Here is a 22276-nt window from a genome sequence, read left to right as displayed (position 1 = left end):
TTCGTTTAATCGCAAAAGAGCAAAAACTTAGTTTCGATGTAAATTTGAAACTTAGCACCTAAAAAAATGAAAATATATACCAAAACAGGTGATAAAGGTACAACTGCCCTCTTTGGCGGAACCCGGGTACCCAAAGATCATATTAGAATTGACAGTTATGGAACTGTTGACGAATTGAACTCATACATAGGATTAATTCGGGATCAGGAAATCGCCTCCCATTACAAAACTATTTTAATCGAAATTCAGGACCGTCTTTTTACAGTTGGTGCCATTTTGGCAACTCCGCAGGAAAAAGAAGTTTTAAAAAATGGCAAACTCAGGCTAGAGAATCTCGGAATAATCGATCCGGATATTGAATTATTAGAAAATGAAATAGATATCATGGACGAAAGCCTTCCGAAAATGACTCATTTTGTTTTACCAGGCGGTCATCCTACTGTGTCACATTGTCATATCGCAAGATGTATTTGCCGTCGCGCAGAACGTTTAGCAGTCCATTTAAGCCATAACGAACACGTTCCAGAAATCGCAATTCAGTACTTAAACCGACTTTCTGACTATCTTTTTGTGTTGGCACGGAAGTTGTCCTCAGACTTAAAAGCGGATGAAGTAAAATGGATTCCGAGGAAATAAATAGTTTACAGTCACAGTTTTCATACTGAAAAGAAAATTCTTGAAAAGCAAAGTAAAGAGTCGTAATTTTTCAGTTTTACGCTGCAAACTGGCACTGAAAACTGAATACTAATAAAGACGTTCTTAAATTTTCTTAAAATAAATCAAATTTTACTTGTCTTTTTCAGTAAAAAATTTATTTTTGCACAAACTAAATCGACAACAGATGTATTGGACATTAGAATTAGCATCTTATTTAAGTGATGCGCCGTGGCCTGCTAACAAAGACGAACTTATTGACTACGCTATTAGAGCAGGAGCTCCTTTGGAAGTAGTAGAAAACCTGCAGTCGATTGAAGACGAAGGCGAGATATATGAATCAATGGAAGAAATTTGGCCTGATTATCCAACAGACGAAGATTATCTTTGGAATGAGGATGAATATTAAAAAATAAACCAAAGGAAAAAGTCTCATCACCGAGGCTTTTTTTTTGGTTCAAATACACATTTACATAAAATAGAAATACAATAAATCATGAGTTTTATAAACAGTATTATTAAAGTCTTTGTAGGTGATAAATCACAAAAAGATGTCAAAGCTTTACAACCGTATTTAAACAAAATTAAAACATTCGAAACCAGCTTAATGAATTTGTCCCACGACGAATTGAGAGCCAGAACCGTATTTTTTAAGGAAAGAATCAAAGAAGCGAGAGCTGATAAAGATGCTAAAATTGCTTCGCTTAAAGCGGAAGTTGAAAAAATTGAAGACATCGACAAAAGAGAAGATCTTTATGATGCTATTGACGCTCTTGAAAAAGAAGCCTATGAAATCTCAGAAAAGACTTTAATGGAGATTCTTCCTGAAGCTTTTTCTGTTGTTAAAGAAACCGCACGCCGATTTAAAGATAATTCATTTATTGAAGTTACAGCTACTGCAAAAGACAGAGAATTTTCTGCAACAAAAACATACGTTACTATTGAAGGTGAAAAAGCAATCTGGGCAAACAAATGGAATGCCGCCGGTAAAGAAATTACCTGGGACATGATTCATTATGATGTTCAGTTAATTGGGGGAATGGTTTTGCACGAAGGTAAAGTTGCCGAAATGCAAACAGGTGAAGGTAAAACTTTGGTGGCTACGCTGCCACTTTACTTAAATGCCTTAACTGGAAACGGAGTTCACTTAGTAACAGTAAATGATTATCTGGCAAAACGTGACAGCACCTGGAAAGCACCTTTATTCGAATTTCACGGTTTAACAGTTGATTGTATTGATAATCACCAGCCCAGTACAGAACAAAGAAAAAAAGCATACGATGCCGATATCACTTACGGAACCAACAACGAATTTGGTTTTGACTATTTGAGAGATAATATGGCACATTCGCCAAGCGATTTGGTACAAAGAAAACACAATTACGCCATTGTCGATGAGGTCGATTCTGTATTAATTGATGATGCCAGAACACCGCTTATTATTTCAGGACCAGTACCGCAGGGAGATCGTCATGAATTTAATGAATTGAAACCAAAAATCGAAAACTTAGTTTCACAACAACGTCAGTTAGCGAATGGTTTCTTGGCAGAAGCTAAAAAATTAATCAAAGAAGGAAATACTAAAGAAGGCGGATTCTTATTACTAAGAGCTTACAGAAGTTTACCTAAAAATAAAGCATTAATTAAATTTTTGAGTGAAGAAGGAATTAAACAATTACTTCAAAAAACCGAAAATCAATATATGCAGGATAACAATCGCGAAATGCACAAAGTAGATGAAGCTTTGTATTTTGTAATTGAAGAAAAAAACAATCAGGTTGAATTGACCGATAATGGTATTAAATATCTTTCAGGAGATACCGATTCTGATTTCTTCGTTTTACCGGACATAGGAACTGAAATTGCTGCTATTGAAAAACAAAAATTAGATAAAGACGCTGAAGCCGAAGCCAAAGAAAAATTATTTCAGGACTTTGGTGTAAAAAGCGAACGTATCCATACGCTTACACAGCTTTTAAAAGCATATGCTCTTTTCGAAAAAGATGTAGAATATGTGATCATGGACAACAAAATTATGATTGTCGATGAGCAAACTGGCCGTATCATGGATGGCCGTCGTTATTCTGACGGTTTACACCAGGCGATCGAAGCAAAGGAAAATGTAAAAATCGAAGCTGCTACACAAACATTTGCAACCGTTACATTACAGAATTATTTTAGAATGTACAGCAAATTAGGTGGTATGACTGGTACAGCTGTTACAGAAGCTGGAGAGTTATGGCAGATTTATAAATTGGATGTTGTTGAAATCCCAACCAACCGTCCGATTTCAAGACAAGACAAAGAAGATTATATCTACAAAACTACACGTGAAAAATTCAACGCTGTAATTGAAGATGTAACTGAATTATCAAAAGCAGGAAGACCCGTTTTAATTGGAACAACTTCTGTAGAGATTTCAGAATTATTAAGCCGAATGCTAAAAATGAGAGGCGTTACACATAACGTTTTGAATGCTAAAATGCACAAACAAGAGGCGCAAATTGTAGAAGAAGCAGGTAAAGCCGGTGTTGTAACTATTGCCACAAACATGGCTGGTCGTGGTACCGATATTAAATTATCTCCAGAAGTAAAAGCTGCCGGAGGTTTAGCAATCGTGGGTACAGAACGTCACGACTCCCGTCGTGTAGACAGACAGTTACGTGGTCGTGCAGGACGTCAGGGAGATCCGGGTAGCTCTCAGTTTTATGTTTCTCTTGAAGATAACTTAATGCGTTTATTTGGTTCTGAAAGAGTAGCAAAAGTAATGGACAGAATGGGATTACAGGAAGGTGAAGTGATTCAGCATTCTATGATGACCAAATCTATCGAACGTGCTCAGAAAAAAGTAGAAGAAAACAACTTTGGTGTTCGTAAACGTTTATTAGAATATGATGACGTTATGAACTCCCAACGTGAAGTGGTTTACAAACGTCGCCGTCACGCATTATTTGGTGAACGTTTGAAACTGGACATCGCTAATATGCTCTATGATACCTGTGAGTTGATTGTAGACCAGAATAAAGTAACGAACGATTTCAAAAACTTCGAATTTGACTTGATTCGTTATTTCTCCATTACATCTCCAATCACAGAAGCTGAATTCATAAAAGCTACAGAAATTGAAATCACAGGAAAAATATACAAAGAAACTTTAGCTTTCTATACTGAAAAAACAGAACGTAGTGCAAGAGAAGCTTTTCCAATCATAAAAGGAGTTTACGAAGAGCCAAACAATCATTTCGAGCGCATTGTAGTTCCATTTACTGACGGAATCAAAACATTGAACGTAGTTACAGACCTGAAAAAAGCATACGATAGCCAAGGTGCGCAATTAATTGCTGATTTCGAGAAAAACATCACACTTTCTATTGTTGATGAGGCCTGGAAAAAACATTTACGTAAAATGGACGAATTGAAACAATCTGTTCAATTAGCTGTTCACGAACAAAAAGATCCGTTGCTTATTTACAAATTAGAAGCTTTTAATTTATTTAGAGGAATGTTGGACAACGTAAATAAAGAAGTAATTTCATTCTTATTCAAAGGTGATTTACCGGCTCAAAACGTTCCTGAAATTCACGAAGCAAGAGAAGTTCGTCAAAAAGAAAACTTCAAATTAAGCAAAGATGAAATTCCGAATAGCGAAGACATCAACCGTGAAGCCGGAGAAACCCAGCAACGTCAGGTTACAGAAACGATTGTTAGAGACATGCCAAAAATCAACCGTAATGATACTGTAACAGTTCAGGAAGTTGCTACAGGTAAAACAGAAACAATGAAATATAAAAAGGCTGAAACTTTAATTGCCAATGGCACATGGGTTCTTGTAAAATAAGTTACAATTTACAGTCACAATCTCAGTTTACACTAAAAACTGAAAACTGAGACTGAAAACTAAAATACAAGTTAGCGTTACAATTTCAATACAAACAGGAAACTGTGATTGCGACTAAACACTGAAAAATATCTCCGGCTACTTTTGTAATTGGAGATATTTTTTTTGCAAAATGACAAAAAATCATACTATTTAAAAATAATAAAAATGTATTTTTGCAATCGAAAACAAAGAAACAGCTCTTGAAAAAGTTACTCATCATATTTCTTTCCTGTATGCTTTTAGTGCCATCATTTGGCAGTTTCTTCGTTTATACCTCCTTCAAATTAAATCAGGAAGAAATTTCGAAGACCATCTGTATACAACGAAAAATGGTTTTTAATAGCTGTAACGGACGTTGTGAGCTTCAAAAAAGTTTAAAAAAATACGCCGATAACGAAAAAAGAATGCAAAACAATCTGAAAGAAAAAGCAGAAGTAGTTTACATTCAGAATTCAAATACAACACATTTCAAATTAGTAACTTCAATTGAATCCAAAGCAAATATTTTTGCTTTTAGTGATGATAAACCAATCTCGGTTTCAAATACTACTTTTCACCCTCCTTCCTGTTTTATATAAATTTTAGTCTCTTTTCAATACAAATTGAAAGGTCTTTCCTTGGCTTAAAGCCAAAGAATATTAGGTTACTTTTAAAATTTATATAATTTAAAATGAAAAAAATATACTTTACCCTATTAATCATAGGGCAATGTGTTCTTGCACAAAACGAAGTAAAACAAGACACAACAAAATCTCAGGAACTCGAAAATGTTTTTATAACTGCCAATCGTACTGCTACTTTACGTAAAGAAACGCCTGTTGCCATTAGCAAATTAACGGCAAAAACAATAAACGAAACCAAAGCTACAGCCGTTTATGAAATCATAAACAAAACACCTGGGGTTTTAATGGTCAATTTAGGAAACGAACAGCACATGATGTCGGTTCGCCAGCCTATGACCACCAATGCCTATTATTTATATCTGGAAGACGGATTGCCAATTCGCCCGATGGGAATCTTCAATCACAACGCTTTATTAGAAATCAATCAGTTTAATCTTCAAAGCATTGAAGTCGTTAAAGGTCCGGTTTCTTCTTTATATGGCCCGGAAGCTGTGGGTGGAACTATCAATTTAATTTCGCTAAAACCGCCTGTTAATCCTGAATTTAAATTTGGCGTTCAGGCGGACAATTATGGTTACAGAAGATTTCAGGCGGCGGGTGGCGCAACGGTTGGAAAAGTTGGTTTTCATATTGCCGGAATTTCAAGTTTGCAGGAAAATGGCTGGATGACGTATTCTGATTACAACAAAGACAATCTGAATGCGAGAATTGATTATAACATCTCTCCTTCTACCCGATTGATCAGCAATACGATGTACGGAAAATATTATTCGGACATGAGCGGAAGTGTCAATGAAGAAGCTTTTAACAATAGAACTTACAAAAGCACAACCGATTTTACCTATAGAAAATCTGATGCTTTACGAACACGATTAACTTTAGAACACGATTGGAACGGCAATTCAAGCAGTTATATAACAGGATATCTGCGTGACAACAAATTAGGTCAAAATCCTTCATACGGAATCAAATGGAGCCAGACTGTAAATCCTACAACTGCAAAAGGTGAAATCAATTCGAATAATTTTAAAAGTTACGGTGCTATCGGACAACATACTCAAAAATTTAATTTCTTAAATGCCAAACTGGTTGCCGGAGCATTATATGATTATTCTCCCGTAACGTATTGGTCTTATGTAATTGATCTAAAAGCCAATCTAAATCCAGGAGAAACCGGAAAACAAACCGTAAATTCTTATGAAATTATCGCAGAACATCCGGACTCAAAATTAGCAGATTATTCAGCAGATATTTTTAACACAGCTGGTTATGCACAATTGAGTTTTAATCTATTTGAAAAATTAGTTATCACGGTTGGTAGCCGTTACGACAACATGAAAGTGGATTACGAAAACACTTTAGACAATTCTACCGGAAGCAAAGTTTATGATAAAATGACTTTTAAAGCCGGAGCCAATTACAATCCGTTTGAATTTGCAGGTCTTTATGGCAATTATTCACAAGGATTTGCACCTCCGGGAATCACTTCTATCTTCAGAACAAAACCTGGCACTGGAGGAACAACAGGCGTACCAGCTGACTTTTATTATAATCTCGAACCTGCAACTTTCAATAACTACGAAGTGGGCGGATGGCTTTCTTTCCTTCAGAATAAATTAAATTTTGATTATGCTTTCTATTATATGGAAGGAAAAAATGAGTTATTAAACATCAAACTTCCGGATAATTCTACTGATTATCGCTCGGCAGGAGAAACCCGTCATAAAGGAATTGAATTTGGAGTATCCTACCGCCCTTCAAAAGAGTTTAATTTACGTCTTGGCGGAACTTATGCACAACATAACTATATTGACTTTAAACTTTCAGACAAACCATCTGATCCGATTCAGAATTTAAACGGAAAAGAAATGCCTGCAGCGCCAAGATGGTCTGGAAATTCAGAAATAAGTTATTACCCAGACTGGCTTCCCAACTTCAGAACTTCTATCGAATGGCAACATGTAGGCAGTTACTATCAGGATCAGATTAATACCGTAAAATATGATGGTTACAATTTATTCAATGCCAGAATTGGGTACCAATGGAAAAAAATTGAAATCTACGGAAATGTCATGAACCTAACCGATAAATTATACGCTTATAACGTTTCGAGAGCAAACACAACAGGGGCGCAGCCAACTTATACAGCAGCAGCACCAAGAACATTTGTATTCGGAATACAATATCATTTTTCACTAAAAAAATAAGTATTAGAAGCTAATCCCGCTCTACGCTATATCTTTTGTGGCGAACCCCGCCACAAAAGGATATCGCTTCGATCGGGGCTAAAAAACGGAACAATGAACAAAGAAATAACAGCCAAAAAATCTAAAAAGAAAGATTCGAAATTCATAAAAAAAATCAAACAGCACATGTACCAATGGCATCGTGTAATTGGTTTAATCACCATTATCCCTGTTATCTTCTGGACATTATCCGGTTTGATGCATCCGTTTATGGCGCATTTTTTCAAACCCGAAATCGCACATGATAAAATCGAACAGCAAATCATTCCTAAAAATCAACTGAAATTTTCTATTCAGGAAGTACTGAAGCAAAATTTTATCAAGGATTTCAAAAATTTCCGGATCGTTCAATTCAACAACAGCACTTATTATCAGGTAAAAATGATTTCCGGTGATTTACTGTATTTTGATACTTCAAATGCAAAAAAAATCGAAAATGGAGATCAAAAATATGCCGAATGGCTTTCAAGATATTTTCTGGATGATCAAAAAAGCACTGTTAAAAAGAGCGAAATCGTAACCGAATTCACTTCTCAATATAAATATGTAAACCGTTATTTACCTGTTTACAAATTCACTTTTGACCGCCCGGATACGATGGAAGTTTACGTAGAAACCTCATCAGGCAAACTGGCTACTTTCAATCCGGCTTCCAGACAATGGTTCATTTGGTTTTTTGATGTATTTCATAACTGGTCATTTATAGATGCTATTTCCAACAACAGCATCCGTATTATTACCATGATCTTACTCCTGTCCATAATTGGATTTTCTGCCCTGAGCGGTCTTCTGATTTATGGTTTACTTTGGAAACAATTCAAAAAAACGGATAGTTTAACTCCTAAAAAAGGGCTTAGAAAATACCATCGCCAAATTGGGATCTGGGTTGCTCTTTTTACATTAACATTTGCTTTTAGCGGTGGATATCATGCTACCACAAAATGGGTTCCTTATACGTTATCCCAAATGGTTTATGAACCCACTTTTGAAACTAAAGAAATTCCTGTTGCCAATAATACCCTGAATTTAGACTGGAGTCGTTTTCAAAATGCAAGTCTTATTACTTTAAATGACACAACCTATTTCCGTTGTCAATTATTGGAACAAGGAAAATTCAAGAAACCAAAAGCTGATTCCAATTCAAAATGGAATAAAAAAGACGACAAAAAATCAGAAGTAGTTTACGTCAATGCAACGACAAATAAAATCACACCCAACATTGACTTTAAATATGCCGAATTTTTAGCCTATTATTTTACAGACGGAGCTCCAAAGGCCGCTTGTTGCGAAATGGCCGAAAGTTCAGAAGAGCCTGAAACTTCATTAGAAAATGCAAAATTATTAGAATCAAAAGTCATAACTGATTTTGAGAGCAGGGAATATGGTTTTGTCAACAAAAGACTGCCTGTTGTAAAACTAGCCTATGACACTCCTGAAAAAACAACATATTTCATCGAAACTTCGACTTCAAGACTGGCAGCTATTGTCAAAAATGCAGACAAAGTTGAAGGGTATTCTTTTGCCATCCTCCACAAATTTTTATTCATGGATTGGGCAGGAAAAAACATTCGGGATCTTACAATGGTTTTGGCTACATTGACTATTTTGATTGTTAGCGTTCTTGGATTTATTTTGTTTTTGAAAAAGTAAAAACATTTAATCTAGTCGTAAAAGTTTCTTTCTGTTTTACCTATTTTCGACTAAGTTTTTCAATATCAAAGTTGAAAATTTAAGATGATAAAAACACAAACACCTGTGATTTAAAAAAAGTTGCAGGTGTTTTTATTAAAAAAAAATAAACTTTTTTTATAATCGAACTTTTTATATCTCAAAGCCACGAACAAAATCGAATTATTTTGATTTTTACTATTTGATTATCAACATTAAAAAAACATTAATAAAAATTAAAATGTATGGATAGCCATTCATTTTAATTATCTTTATTAAAATAATTCACATGAAAAAAACATTACTTCTACTATTAATTGCCTGCAGTGTTATTTCTTGTTTACGTCTTGAAAACAATGAAACTTTGGAAGAGAATCAATACAAACCGGTATTAGTTCAAAGAAGCGTTTTTGAAAAATCGATTGTATTAGAGAATGCCCAAACTATTACAAAGTCTGGTAAAATTTATATAAAAGGTGATTTAATGTTTATTAATGATGTAAATAAAGGATTTCATGTTTACGATTATTCAGATCCTAAAAATCCGGTTCCTTTACAATTTATAAAAGTACCAGGAGCAACAGATCTGGCTATTATTGATGATATTATTTACATCAATCAGGCTGTAGATCTAGTAGCGCTAACCTACAATGCTACTACAAAAAAAATTAAAATCACAAACAGGAACAAAAATGTCTTTCCGCAAAAAAAATCACCAAATGGTTTTTCAGGTAATCATAAAGAAAATGAAATCATAATTGACTGGAAAGTTAAATAATAGATTTTCAAGATTTATTCTAAGCTATCTTTAAGCAATTCATTACATATTTATTATCACTCCTCTATTTTGAAATTCAAAATAGCTAATTTTTAAACCAGTACTTAAAATGAGAAAAATTATATCTGTATTAACTATTTTATTTTTAATTGGTTGCTCCGATTCGGATTCATCAGGAAGCGGAGAAATTGGTCAGGGTGGTTCTCTTGCCGTCTTTGCTATAAAAGGAAATTATCTTTATAGTGTGGATGAAATGAAACTAAATGTTTTTTCTTTAATCGACAAAGAGAAACCGGTAAAAGTTAACGAAATTCCAATAGGTTTTAATATTGAAACCTTATTTTCTTATGGTGAAAATCTATATGTTGGATCCAGAAATGGAATGTTTATTTATTCTATCAAAAATCCTGAGAACCCTACTAAATTATCAGCTGTCCAGCATTTTACTGCCTGCGACCCGGTAATAGCCAACAACACTCATTCTTTTGTAACTCTTAATTCAAATACTTTTTGTGGAAACAATATTAATGTCTTACAGGTCTATGACACAAAAGACCTTAAAAATCCAAAATTAATACATAGCAGAACATTAGCTCACCCTAAAGGAATTGGCTTTTTTAATACCGATTATTTATTGGTTTGCGACGACGTCATAAAAATATTTAATATTCAAAATCCTGCTGAACCCGTATTGGTTCATTCGATAGACAAAGAATGTTTTGATGTAATAATTAGAAATAATACTCTATTTGCAATTGGCAATAACGGAATTTATCATTACGAATTAAACTCCAACAACATAAAAGATGTAAAATTACTAAGCGAAATACATTTCTAATGCTCCTCATAATAGCGTGCTTCAATCCGTTTAATATCTTTAATCGAATTTCTCGCCCAGGACAAACGTTTTTCCAGAATTTCTTCTTCAGACAATTGCCAATTAATATCTGAATTTCGTAATCTGTTGGTTAAATTCTGAATGATGATCGCTGCCGAAACCGAAATATTCAGACTTTCGGTAAAACCAACCATCGGAATTTTAAGAAAACCATCTGCTTTTTGCAGAATTTCTTCAGATAATCCATCCCTTTCTGTTCCAAAAAACAAAGCACTTGGTCTTGTAATATCAAAATCTTCCAACAGACAATCATTTTCATGAGGCGTTGTCGCAATAATTTGATACCCCTGATTTTTTAAAGTCGAAATACAAGTAGCAACCGAATCAAATTGATTGATATCAACCCATTTTTGAGCACCCATGGCAATTTCCTTATCGATCTTTTTTCCGTAACGCTGCTCAATCACATTCAGCTCCTGAATTCCAAAAACCTCACAGCTTCTCATTACGGCACTCGTATTATGCATCTGAAAAACATCTTCAACGGCAATCGTAAAATGTTTGGTACGATTCGCCAGAACATTCAAAAATCTCTCTTTGCGGTTGTCTGTTAATATATTTTCAAGAAAAGCGAGGTAATCTAAATCAATCATTATTAATATTTTTATTGGCAATAATATTTTCAATCACATTCCATAAAACAAAAGTATTCCAATCCTCTTTATATGAATAACCACGATTAAAATCTAACGAGTTTTCCAACGAATAAATGGAAATATATGTCGTATATTTTTTAATTCCAACATCATTCCAAAGGATTAATTTTTTCTCTTGTTTTAAAAGTTTAGAAATTGAAATAACTACACCTTCAGAATTAACATTCACATCTCCAATATAAAAAGATTTTCCTTCTTCAAAATCTTTAATAAACGCATGAACTTTTTGTTTAAAATATAAATTCCAAAGCGTGTTAATTATTTTAGCGTAGAGTTCATGATATTCATGTTTTTTTATTCCGAAATAACTTTTAAAATTAATCTTCAATATTTCATTATCGAAATTTCTAATATAAAGTTGAAATTCGCGTCCAAAAACAATATCATATTGATACAAAACCACACCGTATCGAAACTCTTTAATTTCATTTGTTGTAAAAGAGGTAATACTGTTTCTAGCAGAATCGTTCTCTTCAAAGCTAATAAAATCAGGATGGAGATGTAAATTTCTTTTATAATTATCTAAAAAGCTTCTTTTAATTTTTATTTGTAGTTCTTCCGTCAATTTTATCGTAATTTAAGATTGCTAAAATAAGTATTTACTTGAACTTTTTGTTATTTGCCATAAATGAATAGACATAATAAATAATCTTACGGAAAAAAAACAACAAACTTTACAAAACTAAAAACTGGTATGGTTCAATTAGTATTATTCCTAAAATCGGTTATTTTTACTTTTACTAACTTCTTCATAAAAAAAATCTTAATGCAGAAACATTTTTACAAAAGCTTTTTTTGTGCCTTTTCGTTAATATTGATTAGCTGTGCAACAAAACAGAATATCGAAATCCCTGTTAGCCCCGGATGGAGCAATAATTCTGTTAATACCGTTAAATTTAGAAAAAACGCTTTAACCACTTTTAAAGACATTCAATTTATAGCCTACTATGATGCCGGTGGCTCCCTGGTTTTAGGCAAACGAAAGTTAAAAACTCCCCATTGGGACATCGTAAAAACACCTTACTCAGGAAATGTAAAAGATGCCCACAACAGTATTAGCATTGCTGTAGATGGCGATGGTTATTTACATGTAAGCTGGGATCATCATGATACCAAACTCCGATACGCAAAAAGCAAATCTCCATTAAGTTTAGATTTAGGCAACGAAGACTCCATGACCGGAATTGCTGAATATAAAGTAACTTATCCTGAATTTTACAATCTGCCAAACGGAAACTTATTGTTTTTTTATCGCTCAGGCTCTTCCGGAAGAGGCAATATGATTATCAATTCTTATAGTACAAAAGACAAAAAATGGTCTCAGTTGCAAAGCAATTTATTAAATGGCGAAGATCAAAGAAGTGCCTACTGGCAAGCCAAAGTTGATAAAAATGGTGTAATTCATCTTTCCTGGGTATGGAGAGAAAGCTGGGATGTTTCTACCAATCATGATATATGCTATGCCCGTTCTGATGATGGCGGTTTAAGCTGGGAAAAATCAAATGGAGAAAAATATACTTTGCCCATAACAGCAGCTTTCGCAGAATACGCCTGGAAGATTCCGCAAAAATCGGGTTTAATCAACCAAACATCAATGACAACAGACGATAAAGGAAATCCATATATAGCGAGCTACTGGAGTGAAAATGATATTCCACAATTTCAGATTGTTTACTTAGAAAACGGTGTCTGGAAAAAAACAAATACGGCTTTCAGAAAAGCACCTTTCTCTCTTGGTGGCGGAGGTACCAAAAAAATTCCGATTTCCAGACCGGATGTGTTGATTAAAGAACAAGAAAACAATCGTTATTTGTACCTGCTTTTCAGAGACAGTGAAAGAGAAAACAGCGTCTCAATGGCTTACACAAATTTAGATACGAAAAGCAATTGGAAAGTAACCGATTTAACCACAACCTCAATAGGCGAATGGGAACCCAATTATGATATTTCGCTTTGGGAAAAGCAAAAAAAACTTCATATCTTTCTTCAAAATGTAAATCAGGTTGATGGCGAAGGTCTCGCAAAATCAGAACCAACAATGGTGCGGGTATTAGAAGTAAATCAATTACCAAAATAATTTAGAATGCAAAAAATAAAAAGGAAATTAGTAGTCCTGACCGGAGCAGGCATTAGTGCCGAAAGCGGTATTAAAACTTTTCGTGACAGCGATGGTTTATGGGAAGGTCATGATGTTATGGAAGTTGCAACTCCCGAAGGCTGGCGTAAAAATCAGGAACTGGTTTTGGATTTTTACAACAAAAGGCGCCAACAGCTTAAAGAAGTTGAACCCAATTTAGGTCACAAAATTTTAGCCGAATTAGAAAAAGATTTCGATGTACATATTATTACACAGAATGTGGATGATTTGCACGAACGCGCCGGAAGTACAAAAGTCCTGCATCTGCATGGTGAATTGCTAAAAGTAAGAAGTGTTCAAAACAAAAACCTGATTTTAAATTGGACTGAAGATTTGTTCACCGGAGATTTTGATGAAAACGGACATCAGCTGCGACCACATATTGTTTGGTTTGGCGAAGAAGTACCTGCTCTCGAAGAAGCCATCAAGATTGTGGAAGAAGCAGATTATTTTGCCGTAATCGGTACTTCATTACAAGTCTATCCTGCTGCAGGATTGATAAGTTATACCTATAGTATTACGCCGGTTTTTTATATTGATCCAAAACCAATTGCCATTCCGAATATTCAAAACAAAGTAGAAACGATTGCCAAATTTGCTTCTGAGGGCGTAGCAGATTTAAGAGAAAGGCTATCTAATTTAGAAAAAGAAAAATGATTTTTGAAAGTTGGCTCGATCAATTATCCGAATTAAATCTGTTATATCTTTCTCTTTTCTTTTTAATTGAAAACTTAGCTTTAGTCTATATTTCGGTTTTAATTGGAAAAGCAATTGAGCTTGAAAATACACTACTGAAAAGAACTGATTACAAATGGGTTTTGTCTACTCTGATTTGCAATACGTTTATAACTATTGCAGGTTTTGAATTATACAATACAGGCATGGTTAAAATAGATTTTTCAGGATCAGTACAACTTATCATTTTTGATACCCTTTTACTGGTTTTACTAATGGACTTTTTCATGTTCTTTTTTCATGTTCTGGTCCATCGCTTAAAATGGTTCAACCCTATTCACCGGCTTCATCATACTCATGTTGAAACCAATGTCTATAGTTTGTATGTACTTCATCCTATAGAAACTTTGGGGTTTGGTTTTATCTGGCTGCTTTTAATTACGATTTTAAAGTTTAACTATTTAAGCATCCTTATTTATCTCGTTTTAAATTTGTCATACGGAATATTGGGACATCTGAAAAAAGACATTTTCCCTGACTTCTGGTATCAAAACCATTTTACAAAATGGATTTCGACTACAAAATTCCATAACGATCATCATAAAAATGAATCCCGTAATTATGGATTTTACTTTACAATTTGGGATAAAATTTTCAAAACCATCATTTAAACCCATAATATAGCTTCAGTAATTTTCAGAAGTTTTAACAATACCGTATATTTGCACCTTTCGAAAAAACAACATAACGATGACTACTCTAAACGAATTGAATGCTATATCCCCAATTGACGGAAGATATAGAAGTAAAACCCAAAATTTAGCGCCTTACTTCTCTGAAGAAGCTTTAATAAAATATCGTGTATTAGTTGAAGTTGAGTACTTTATAGCTTTGTGCGAAATTCCTTTACCACAATTAAAAGGCGTAAATTCAGAACTGTTTGAAAGCCTTCGTAATATCTACAAGAATTTCTCTACTGAAGATGCGCTTTGGATTAAAGAAACAGAAAAAGTAACCAACCACGATGTAAAAGCGGTAGAATACTTCATTAAAGATGCTTTTGAAAAATTAGGTTTGTCACAATACAAAGAGTTCATTCATTTCGGGTTAACCTCTCAGGATATTAACAATACTGCTATTCCGCTTTCTACAAAAGAAGCTTTTGAAAAGGTTTACATGCCTTCTTTAATTTCTTTGATTTCTAAATTGAAAGAATTAAGTGTTGAATGGAAGGATATTCCGATGCTGGCCCGCACACACGGACAGCCGGCCTCTCCTACCCGTTTAGGAAAAGAAATCCTGGTTTTTGTAGAACGTCTTGAAGAGCAGATGCGTTTGTTGTTCAACATTCCGTTTGCAGGTAAATTTGGTGGTGCAACAGGAAATTTCAATGCGCATCATGTAGCGTATCCACAAATTGACTGGAAACAGTTTGGAACTAAATTTGTTGAAACCGGATTAGGCTTGCAGCATTCATTTCCAACAACTCAAATCGAGCACTACGATCATTTTGCTGCTTTTTTTGACGCTTTAAAGCGAATCAATAATATCATTATCAATTTAGACCGTGATATCTGGACGTATGTTTCGATGGATTATTTCAAGCAAAAGATCAAAGCAGGCGAAATTGGATCTTCGGCAATGCCTCATAAAGTAAACCCAATTGATTTTGAAAACTCAGAAGGAAATTTAGGAATTGCCAATGCGATTTTTGAGCATTTAGCAGCTAAACTGCCAATCTCAAGATTACAGCGTGATTTAACTGACAGCACGGTTTTAAGAAATATTGGAGTTCCTGTCGGGCACACCATTATTGCTTTTGAAGCTACTTTGAAAGGTTTGAACAAATTACTTTTAAACGAAAGTAAATTTGCCGAAGACTTAGAGAAAAACTGGGCTGTAGTGGCAGAAGCTATTCAGACTATTTTGCGTCGTGAAGCATATCCAAATCCATACGAAGCTTTGAAAGGATTGACCAGAACTAATGAAGCAATTGATAAAAATGCAATTCATAATTTTATTGCCACTTTAGAAGTTTCTGATGCTGTCAGAGGAGAATTGATGCAGATAACCCCTGCAAATTACACAGGAATTTAAAGAATATCTGAAATATTTTGTCAAAAAAAGCTATCTTTATCAGGATAGCTTTTTTATTGGATAATATCGTCCTGAAATAAGTTGACACAAAATTGACTTATTATAAATCAAGTTTTTGTATTTAAAAAAAGCTGGATTATCCCATTAAATTTAAACTTTTTATGATTGCCTTAAATGCCGCTGCCGAAACAACCCACCATTTAGAACCTTTAATAAGCGATCTTGGATTAATTCTGATGACTGCAGGCGTTGCTGTTTTACTATTTAAAAAAATGAAGCAGCCTTTGGTTTTAGGATACCTGATCGCAGGATTTTTAGCAGGAAACCATTTTGACTTTTTCCCATCTATAACAGACATCAAAAGCGTTGAAGTCTGGGCAGAAATTGGTGTGATTATTTTACTCTTTAGTCTTGGTCTTGAATTTAGTTTTAAAAAACTGATGAAAGTAGGCGGAACAGCCTCAATAACAGCTATCACGCAAATAGCAACCATGATCATCATTGGATATTTTGCCGGTCAGTGGATGTCATGGTCCAAAATGGACAGTATTTTTCTGGGCGTCATTTTATCAATATCTTCTACTACTATTATTCTGAAAACTTTTGACGAATTGGGCGTAAAAGCCCAAAAATTTGCCGGAATCGTGATCGGATCATTGATTGTTCAGGATATTGTCGCTATTTTAATGATGGTATTATTATCCACAATAGCAGTGAGCCAGCAATTTTCGGGCAGCGAATTACTGATGTCTGTTTTAAAATTGTGTTTTTTCCTTACCGTATGGTTCGTAGGAGGAATCTTTTTTATACCTACACTCCTCAAGAAAGCAAAACATTTATTAACAGACGAAATGCTTTTGATCATATCACTTGCCCTTTGTCTGACTATGGTCAGTTTTGCTGCCAATGTTGGTTTTTCTCCAGCCTTGGGCGCTTTCATAATGGGTTCTATTATTGCAGAAACTACCCAGGCTGAACACATAGAGCATTTAATAAAACCTATAAAAAATTTATTTGGTGCCGTCTTTTTTGTCTCGGTTGGAATGCTGATTGATCCAACAACACTTTATGAATATGCCTTACCAGTAGCGCTCCTGACCTTTTTAACTATTATTGGACAATCCGTAAGTTCTACTATTGGTGCGTTAATAGCCGGACAGCCCCTCAAACAATCTGTTCAGACCGGCATGAGTTTGTCACAAATTGGCGAATTTTCGTTTATCATTGCCACATTAGGAATGACACTCAATGTAACAAGTTCCTTTTTATATCCGGTTGTTGTAGCAGTTTCGGCCGTAACGACTTTTACAACACCGTTTATGGTAAAATATGCGGTTCCTTTTTCTGATTTTCTGGAAAGTAAATTGCCAAAAAAATGGGTTAAAAACATCAACCGTTACAGTGTAAATGCACAAGCAATAAAAGCTGTCAGTACCTGGCAAAAAGTACTAAATGCCTATATTCTTCAAATTGTACTACATACCATTATAATAGCCGCAATTATCTTATTGTCTTCAAAATATGTGGCTCCTTTAGTCGCTGATACTAGATTTGGCAATACATTGGCTGTATTAATTACGTTAGTTATAATTGCTCCTTTTTTATGGGCACTTTCATTGCGGCGTGTCGCTGTTGAAGAAGTCGAATTGTTATGGGAAGAACGTAAATATCGTGGCGCATTGTTAATGCTAATATTAATCAGAATGAGCCTAGGTTTATTTTTTATTGGTTTTTTATTAAATATATTCTTCTCTCCTGTAGTTGCTTTTATTGCGCTGATCATTGCTATTATTGCATATCAGATATTCCCTAAAAAACTGAACGAACAATATCATAAAATTGAAAATCACTTTCTAAAGAATTTAAACGATCGTGAAAACAAAAAAATTGACAGACGTTATGCTAATTTGATGCCTTGGGATGGACACATGTCTTTTTTCGATATTGGAAGAGAATCGAATTTAGCCGGAAAAACATTAGAAGAACTACGTATCCGTGAGCAAATGGGAATCAATATCGCATATATAAGGCGTGGAGAAATCACCATTCCGATTCCAACAAAAAACGAACGTTTATTTCCAGGTGATGAAATCTGCGTAATTGGTACTGATGCCCAGGTTACGGAGTTTACGCGATACCTGAATCAGAATGAAACTGAAGTTGCGAAAGCAGTCGAAGAGTCCCAAATCGTATTGAGACAATTAGAAGTTTTTAATGACGAATTTGTACAAAAAAGCATTGGACAATTTAGGACCAAAACCAACGGAATGGTTGTGGGAATTGAAAGAAATGGCAATCGGGTTTTAAATCCGGAATCGAATATCATATTAGAAAAAAATGATATTATCTGGGTGGTAGGTGATAAAAAAAGAATGGCGGAACTGATGAAGAAAGCCTAAAAAAAAGAATCATAAAATACTAATAATCTAGGCAATAAAAAGAAAAAGCTAAGTTTCTAAAAATTAAAAACCTTAGAAACTTAGCCTTCAGAAACTCAGAGCTACAAATTATTTATTCGGCTGCGGTGTCATACGCAGATATGGTTTTATTGATGTATGCCCTTTTGGGAATTTGGCCGGAATATCACTGTCAGGAACAGCAGGTGAAATCACCACATCTCCTCCATCTTTCCAGTTTGCAGGAGTTGCCACGCTATAATTTGCTGTTAATTGCAAACTATCAATAACACGAAGTAATTCGTCAAAATTTCTTCCTGTTGACGCTGGGTATGTTAATGTTAATTTTATTTTTTTATCTGCACCAATAACAAATACCGAACGTACTGTAAATTTATCGCTGGCATTTGGATGCAGCATATCGTACAAATTCGCTACTTTTTTATCCTCATCTGCTATAATTGGAAAATTTACTATTGTATTCTGTGTCTCGTTGATATCTTTAATCCATTCTAAATGGGATTCAAGTCCATCAACGCTAAGAGCAATTACCTTCGTATTTCTTTTTGTAAATTCAGGAAGATAATTGGCTACTGTTCCCAGTTCAGTGGTACATACAGGAGTAAAATCTGAAGGATGCGAGAATAAAACACCCCAAGAGTCACCCAACCATTCGTGAAAATGAATGGATCCCTGAGTCGTTTCTGCAGAAAAATCCGGAGCTATATCGCCTAATCGTAATGTTGACATAATTTTATTTTTTTAGTTCCTATAAATTTAACTAAAAAACACATTGAGAAAACATCCGGAGTCTTAAAAAAAGTTAAAATTCTATCTGATCTATATAATTAGTATTTAAAATCAGATGAATTGTACAACAAAGTACCAGATTGCCAGCGTCAGAAATGAAATCGGAATTCCGAAACCAACCATCATACTGCTTAATTTGGGCTTTAGTCCATAAGATGAAGCTAAAATAGCACCCGTAATCATTGGTGCCATAGCCGTTTCCATTATTGTAATTTTTATAGATTCTGAATGCTGTTTAAAAATAAAAACATATAAAACTAAAATTACAAACGGAACCAAAATAAGCTTAAAAAAAAGTCCAAGCCTTAAAAATTTCCAATGTCTGCTTTTCTTGTCAAAACTGAGCTGTAATCCTACAGATAACAAGGCCAGTGGCGTTACCAAACTTCCTGTTTTCAATAAAACAAATTCAATATTCGAATCCAGTTGATAATTATAAACATTCATTAAGCAAGCTAAAACAAACATTATAAAAGGCGGAAATGCTATTATTTTCTGTATAATACCAAAAACATTCGGACTGCCTTTAGAATAAAATGCGGCAACAAAAACACCTAAAGTTGAAACGACAACAAACGTTCCGGGCTGATCAACCAAAATTGCCGTTTCTAAACCTTTTTTCCCAAATAGTGCTTCAATTATAGGATAACCGAGAAATGAGGAATTGCTCAGTCCGGCTGTTAAAATCAAACAGCCTGTCAATTTATTGGACCACCCTAATCTTTTTCCTAAAATATGAAAAAATACAAATGCCAGAAGAAAAGTAATCCAGCCTGCTCCTATCGGAAAAAGCAGTTCATTACTCCATTTTATTTTCGGAATATGGCATAAAGTGATTGCCGGAAGACATAGATAAATAACGATTTTATTCAGGATCTTATGAACATTAGACGGAAAGCTTTTTACGTTTTGCAAAAACAGTCCTAAAAACAAAAAGAAGAATATTATAATAAAGTTGTTCATAATGGCAGTTAGTTACAAAAGTAGGCATTTATCAGGTGTTGTCTAAAACAAATACTTATCGTATTTGATAATTTTGTTATTTTTAATCACATATTCAAAAAAGCAATGCAGGAAATAAGAAACAATCTGGAACAAATGGCAAAACTCACTGATGAAGAATGGGCTGTTTTTTCATCCAAACTGATTTGTGAGAAAGTACCAAAGAAAACATTATTACTCAAAAAAGGACATGTGGAAAATTATCTTTCATTTGTTGCAAAGGGTTTGGTGCGATATTATATTCCTGGTGAAAATTACGACCATACTTTTGCATTTGCCTTTGATAACGAATTTACAAGTGGCTACGATTCATTTATTACACAAAAGCCTTCCGTTTATACTATTGAAGCTCTTTCAGACTTAATTCTCTGGCGCATATCTTACAGCGATTTACAGGATATTTATGCTGAAACCAAAATTGGAAACACTATTGGCCGCTTTGCAAGTGAAGGATTATATCTTCAAAAATCAAAAAGGGAACTTTCGCTGCTTACTGATTCTGCAGAAAAACGCTACCTCAATCTTTTTACTGACCAACCTCAATTAATACAAAAGATCCCGCAAAAATATCTCGCTTCTTATATTGGCATTACACCCCAGGCATTAAGCAGGATCAGGAAACGAATTTATTAACTCTGGTTCATTGTCTGAAGTGTATTTCCGGTGCAACTTTGTATAAAAAACAAAAGTTATGGAAACCACAATCGTATTGTTAGGCGTTTTTACAGTAGCCTTATTTATTTTCTGGCTATCAAATAAAAAAATTGAAAGCGCAAGAGCCGCCAGGACAGCCATGGCTGCACTGTTGTTATTTACCGGAGTAGGTCATTTTTTATTTTCTAAAGGAATGGCAATGATGATTTCTTTTTTGCCCTTTGACAAAGAAATTATATATCTGACAGGAATTATTGAAGTGGCTGCCGCTGTTGGTATTTTAATATCACGAACCCGATTATTGACAGGCAAATTGCTACTGTTGTTTTTTATTTTAATTCTTCCAGCCAACATTTATGCTGCATATCATAATGTTAATCTAAAAACTGCAGGTTTTGATGGTAATGGCCTGTCGTATTTATGGTTTAGAATCCCTCAACAGCTCTTTTTTATGATCTGGGTTTATTTTTCTTCAGTCAGAAATCACTCCAAAACCTAATAGTAAAAGGATTTAACACCAATTCTTGTCCGTATAATACAGCTACTCCAAGCAAATTTTAATTGAGTGCTAATAATTATTTGTTAAAAGAATCATTTTCTAACCTAAAACATTTTATATTTGTAATATATTTTATTACAGTATGCTTTCAGGTAAATTTGCCATATCCATTCATATTCTCACTTTGCTCACTAAATTTCCGAATGATTTTTTGTCTTCAGAATTTATTGCGGGAAGCATTAATTTGAATCCGGTTTTGGTTCGAAAAGAGATTGCCAATTTAAAAGCACATCATATTGTAGAAAGCAAAGAAGGTAAAAACGGCGGAACAAAATTGTCCAAATCTGCGTCAGATATAACTCTAAACGAAATATTTCAAATGACTTTTGACACGATTAATTTAGGTTATGCCAAAAATCACCCCCATCCGGATTGCCCCGTTGGGAAAAAAATCAATGAAAATTTATCGGGCTTATATACCCAGCTAAACAAAAAAGTAAGTGTCGAACTGAAGAATATCACATTAGAAGATTTTTCTAATCAGTTTTAAAACTTTTTTTTATCTAAAACTGTAACATTTTTTATTACCAAATAAATTTATTA

At 34.3% G+C, this 22276-nt stretch carries 20 protein-coding genes; 16 read left to right on the top strand and 4 right to left on the bottom strand.

What is annotated here, in order from left to right:
* The first annotated feature begins 66 nt into the window (after positions 1 to 66).
* The 8 genes from DMB65_RS00400 (at position 67) to DMB65_RS00365 (ending at position 10687) form a co-directional block, all read left to right on the top strand.
* On the top strand, positions 67 to 636 hold the full coding sequence (locus DMB65_RS00400) for a cob(I)yrinic acid a,c-diamide adenosyltransferase (RefSeq protein WP_110304702.1): 570 nt from the start codon (positions 67 to 69) through the stop codon (positions 634 to 636).
* 205 nt (positions 637 to 841) lie between these two features.
* Positions 842 to 1063, top strand: coding sequence for a DUF2795 domain-containing protein (locus tag DMB65_RS00395; RefSeq protein WP_007138072.1), 222 nt, complete (start codon positions 842 to 844; stop codon positions 1061 to 1063).
* Between the two features lie 87 nt (positions 1064 to 1150).
* Positions 1151 to 4492, top strand: a complete 3342-nt coding sequence (secA, locus tag DMB65_RS00390) for a preprotein translocase subunit SecA (protein WP_110304701.1) — start codon at positions 1151 to 1153, stop codon at positions 4490 to 4492.
* A 242-nt stretch (positions 4493 to 4734) separates the two neighbouring features.
* Positions 4735 to 5112, top strand: a complete 378-nt coding sequence (locus DMB65_RS00385) for a hypothetical protein (RefSeq protein ID WP_230470565.1) — start codon at positions 4735 to 4737, stop codon at positions 5110 to 5112.
* A gap of 92 nt (positions 5113 to 5204) precedes the next feature.
* Positions 5205 to 7364: a TonB-dependent receptor gene (locus DMB65_RS00380; RefSeq protein WP_110304699.1), complete on the top strand. Its 2160-nt coding sequence runs from the start codon at positions 5205 to 5207 to the stop codon at positions 7362 to 7364.
* Positions 7365 to 7457: 93 nt separating this feature from the next.
* Complete coding sequence (locus DMB65_RS00375; RefSeq protein ID WP_110304698.1) at positions 7458 to 9053, top strand: PepSY-associated TM helix domain-containing protein; 1596 nt, start codon at positions 7458 to 7460, stop codon at positions 9051 to 9053.
* A 307-nt stretch (positions 9054 to 9360) separates the two neighbouring features.
* Positions 9361 to 9849, top strand: a complete 489-nt coding sequence (locus DMB65_RS00370) for a hypothetical protein (protein WP_110304697.1) — start codon at positions 9361 to 9363, stop codon at positions 9847 to 9849.
* Positions 9850 to 9958: 109 nt separating this feature from the next.
* The gene (locus DMB65_RS00365) at positions 9959 to 10687 is read left to right on the top strand and encodes an LVIVD repeat-containing protein (RefSeq protein ID WP_110304696.1); all 729 of its coding nucleotides are present in this window, start codon (positions 9959 to 9961) and stop codon (positions 10685 to 10687) included.
* Here DMB65_RS00365 and DMB65_RS00360 read toward each other — a convergent pair.
* Entirely contained in the window at positions 10684 to 11340 is a 657-nt protein-coding gene (locus DMB65_RS00360) for a TrmH family RNA methyltransferase (RefSeq protein ID WP_110304695.1), read from the bottom strand. The genes DMB65_RS00365 and DMB65_RS00360 overlap by 4 nt on opposite strands.
* Entirely contained in the window at positions 11333 to 11968 is a 636-nt protein-coding gene (locus DMB65_RS00355) for a hypothetical protein (RefSeq protein ID WP_110304694.1), read from the bottom strand. Before DMB65_RS00355 ends, DMB65_RS00360 begins: the two co-directional genes overlap by 8 nt.
* Before the next feature lie 201 nt (positions 11969 to 12169).
* Here DMB65_RS00355 and DMB65_RS00350 point away from each other — a divergent pair, with 201 nt between their 5' ends.
* From DMB65_RS00350 to DMB65_RS00330, 5 genes are all read left to right on the top strand, one after another.
* Entirely contained in the window at positions 12170 to 13480 is a 1311-nt protein-coding gene (locus tag DMB65_RS00350; protein ID WP_110304693.1) for a BNR repeat-containing protein, read from the top strand.
* 15 nt (positions 13481 to 13495) lie between these two features.
* Positions 13496 to 14197 (top strand): SIR2 family NAD-dependent protein deacylase, encoded by a 702-nt coding sequence (locus tag DMB65_RS00345; protein ID WP_110305038.1) that lies wholly within the window; start codon positions 13496 to 13498, stop codon positions 14195 to 14197.
* Entirely contained in the window at positions 14194 to 14886 is a 693-nt protein-coding gene (locus DMB65_RS00340) for a sterol desaturase family protein (RefSeq protein ID WP_110304692.1), read from the top strand. Before DMB65_RS00345 ends, DMB65_RS00340 begins: the two co-directional genes overlap by 4 nt.
* 79 nt (positions 14887 to 14965) lie before the next feature.
* Positions 14966 to 16312, top strand: coding sequence for an adenylosuccinate lyase (gene purB / locus DMB65_RS00335; RefSeq protein WP_110304691.1), 1347 nt, complete (start codon positions 14966 to 14968; stop codon positions 16310 to 16312).
* Between the two features lie 161 nt (positions 16313 to 16473).
* The gene (locus DMB65_RS00330) at positions 16474 to 18711 is read left to right on the top strand and encodes a cation:proton antiporter domain-containing protein (RefSeq protein WP_110304690.1); all 2238 of its coding nucleotides are present in this window, start codon (positions 16474 to 16476) and stop codon (positions 18709 to 18711) included.
* A gap of 108 nt (positions 18712 to 18819) precedes the next feature.
* On the opposite strand, the gene DMB65_RS00325 is transcribed toward DMB65_RS00330, so the two are convergent.
* Entirely contained in the window at positions 18820 to 19458 is a 639-nt protein-coding gene (locus DMB65_RS00325) for a peroxiredoxin (RefSeq protein WP_110304689.1), read from the bottom strand.
* Positions 19459 to 19569: 111 nt separating this feature from the next.
* Positions 19570 to 20481 carry an AEC family transporter gene (locus DMB65_RS00320; RefSeq protein WP_110304688.1) on the bottom strand — a complete coding sequence of 304 codons (912 nt, stop codon included), beginning with the start codon at positions 20479 to 20481 and terminating at the stop codon, positions 19570 to 19572.
* A gap of 105 nt (positions 20482 to 20586) precedes the next feature.
* Here DMB65_RS00320 and DMB65_RS00315 point away from each other — a divergent pair, with 105 nt between their 5' ends.
* From DMB65_RS00315 to DMB65_RS00305, 3 genes are all read left to right on the top strand, one after another.
* The gene (locus DMB65_RS00315) at positions 20587 to 21153 is read left to right on the top strand and encodes a Crp/Fnr family transcriptional regulator (protein WP_110304687.1); all 567 of its coding nucleotides are present in this window, start codon (positions 20587 to 20589) and stop codon (positions 21151 to 21153) included.
* A gap of 58 nt (positions 21154 to 21211) precedes the next feature.
* The gene (locus DMB65_RS00310) at positions 21212 to 21673 is read left to right on the top strand and encodes a DoxX family protein (protein ID WP_110304686.1); all 462 of its coding nucleotides are present in this window, start codon (positions 21212 to 21214) and stop codon (positions 21671 to 21673) included.
* Between the two features lie 142 nt (positions 21674 to 21815).
* Positions 21816 to 22223: an Rrf2 family transcriptional regulator gene (locus tag DMB65_RS00305; protein WP_110304685.1), complete on the top strand. Its 408-nt coding sequence runs from the start codon at positions 21816 to 21818 to the stop codon at positions 22221 to 22223.
* Positions 22224 to 22276: the final 53 nt, after the last annotated feature.

Source organism: Flavobacterium cheongpyeongense, assembly GCF_003202435.1.
Taxonomy (GTDB): domain Bacteria; phylum Bacteroidota; class Bacteroidia; order Flavobacteriales; family Flavobacteriaceae; genus Flavobacterium; species Flavobacterium cheongpyeongense.
This window is presented reverse-complemented; position numbering and strand designations above follow the sequence as displayed.

Excerpts from the sequence above, each read along its gene's own strand:
- DMB65_RS00400 (WP_110304702.1), top strand. The coding sequence starts at position 67 with ATGAAAATATATACCAAAACAGGTGATAAAGGTACAACTGCCCTCTTT.
- DMB65_RS00395 (WP_007138072.1), top strand. The coding sequence starts at position 842 with ATGTATTGGACATTAGAATTAGCATCTTATTTAAGTGATGCGCCGTGG.
- secA (WP_110304701.1), top strand. The coding sequence starts at position 1,151 with ATGAGTTTTATAAACAGTATTATTAAAGTCTTTGTAGGTGATAAATCA.
- DMB65_RS00380 (WP_110304699.1), top strand. The coding sequence starts at position 5,205 with ATGAAAAAAATATACTTTACCCTATTAATCATAGGGCAATGTGTTCTT.
- DMB65_RS00375 (WP_110304698.1), top strand. The coding sequence starts at position 7,458 with ATGAACAAAGAAATAACAGCCAAAAAATCTAAAAAGAAAGATTCGAAA.
- DMB65_RS00370 (WP_110304697.1), top strand. The coding sequence starts at position 9,361 with ATGAAAAAAACATTACTTCTACTATTAATTGCCTGCAGTGTTATTTCT.
- DMB65_RS00365 (WP_110304696.1), top strand. The coding sequence starts at position 9,959 with ATGAGAAAAATTATATCTGTATTAACTATTTTATTTTTAATTGGTTGC.
- DMB65_RS00360 (WP_110304695.1), bottom strand. The coding sequence starts at position 11,340 with ATGATTGATTTAGATTACCTCGCTTTTCTTGAAAATATATTAACAGAC.
- DMB65_RS00350 (WP_110304693.1), top strand. The coding sequence starts at position 12,170 with ATGCAGAAACATTTTTACAAAAGCTTTTTTTGTGCCTTTTCGTTAATA.
- DMB65_RS00340 (WP_110304692.1), top strand. The coding sequence starts at position 14,194 with ATGATTTTTGAAAGTTGGCTCGATCAATTATCCGAATTAAATCTGTTA.
- purB (WP_110304691.1), top strand. The coding sequence starts at position 14,966 with ATGACTACTCTAAACGAATTGAATGCTATATCCCCAATTGACGGAAGA.
- DMB65_RS00330 (WP_110304690.1), top strand. The coding sequence starts at position 16,474 with ATGATTGCCTTAAATGCCGCTGCCGAAACAACCCACCATTTAGAACCT.
- DMB65_RS00325 (WP_110304689.1), bottom strand. The coding sequence starts at position 19,458 with ATGTCAACATTACGATTAGGCGATATAGCTCCGGATTTTTCTGCAGAA.
- DMB65_RS00320 (WP_110304688.1), bottom strand. The coding sequence starts at position 20,481 with ATGAACAACTTTATTATAATATTCTTCTTTTTGTTTTTAGGACTGTTT.
- DMB65_RS00315 (WP_110304687.1), top strand. The coding sequence starts at position 20,587 with ATGCAGGAAATAAGAAACAATCTGGAACAAATGGCAAAACTCACTGAT.
- DMB65_RS00310 (WP_110304686.1), top strand. The coding sequence starts at position 21,212 with ATGGAAACCACAATCGTATTGTTAGGCGTTTTTACAGTAGCCTTATTT.
- DMB65_RS00305 (WP_110304685.1), top strand. The coding sequence starts at position 21,816 with ATGCTTTCAGGTAAATTTGCCATATCCATTCATATTCTCACTTTGCTC.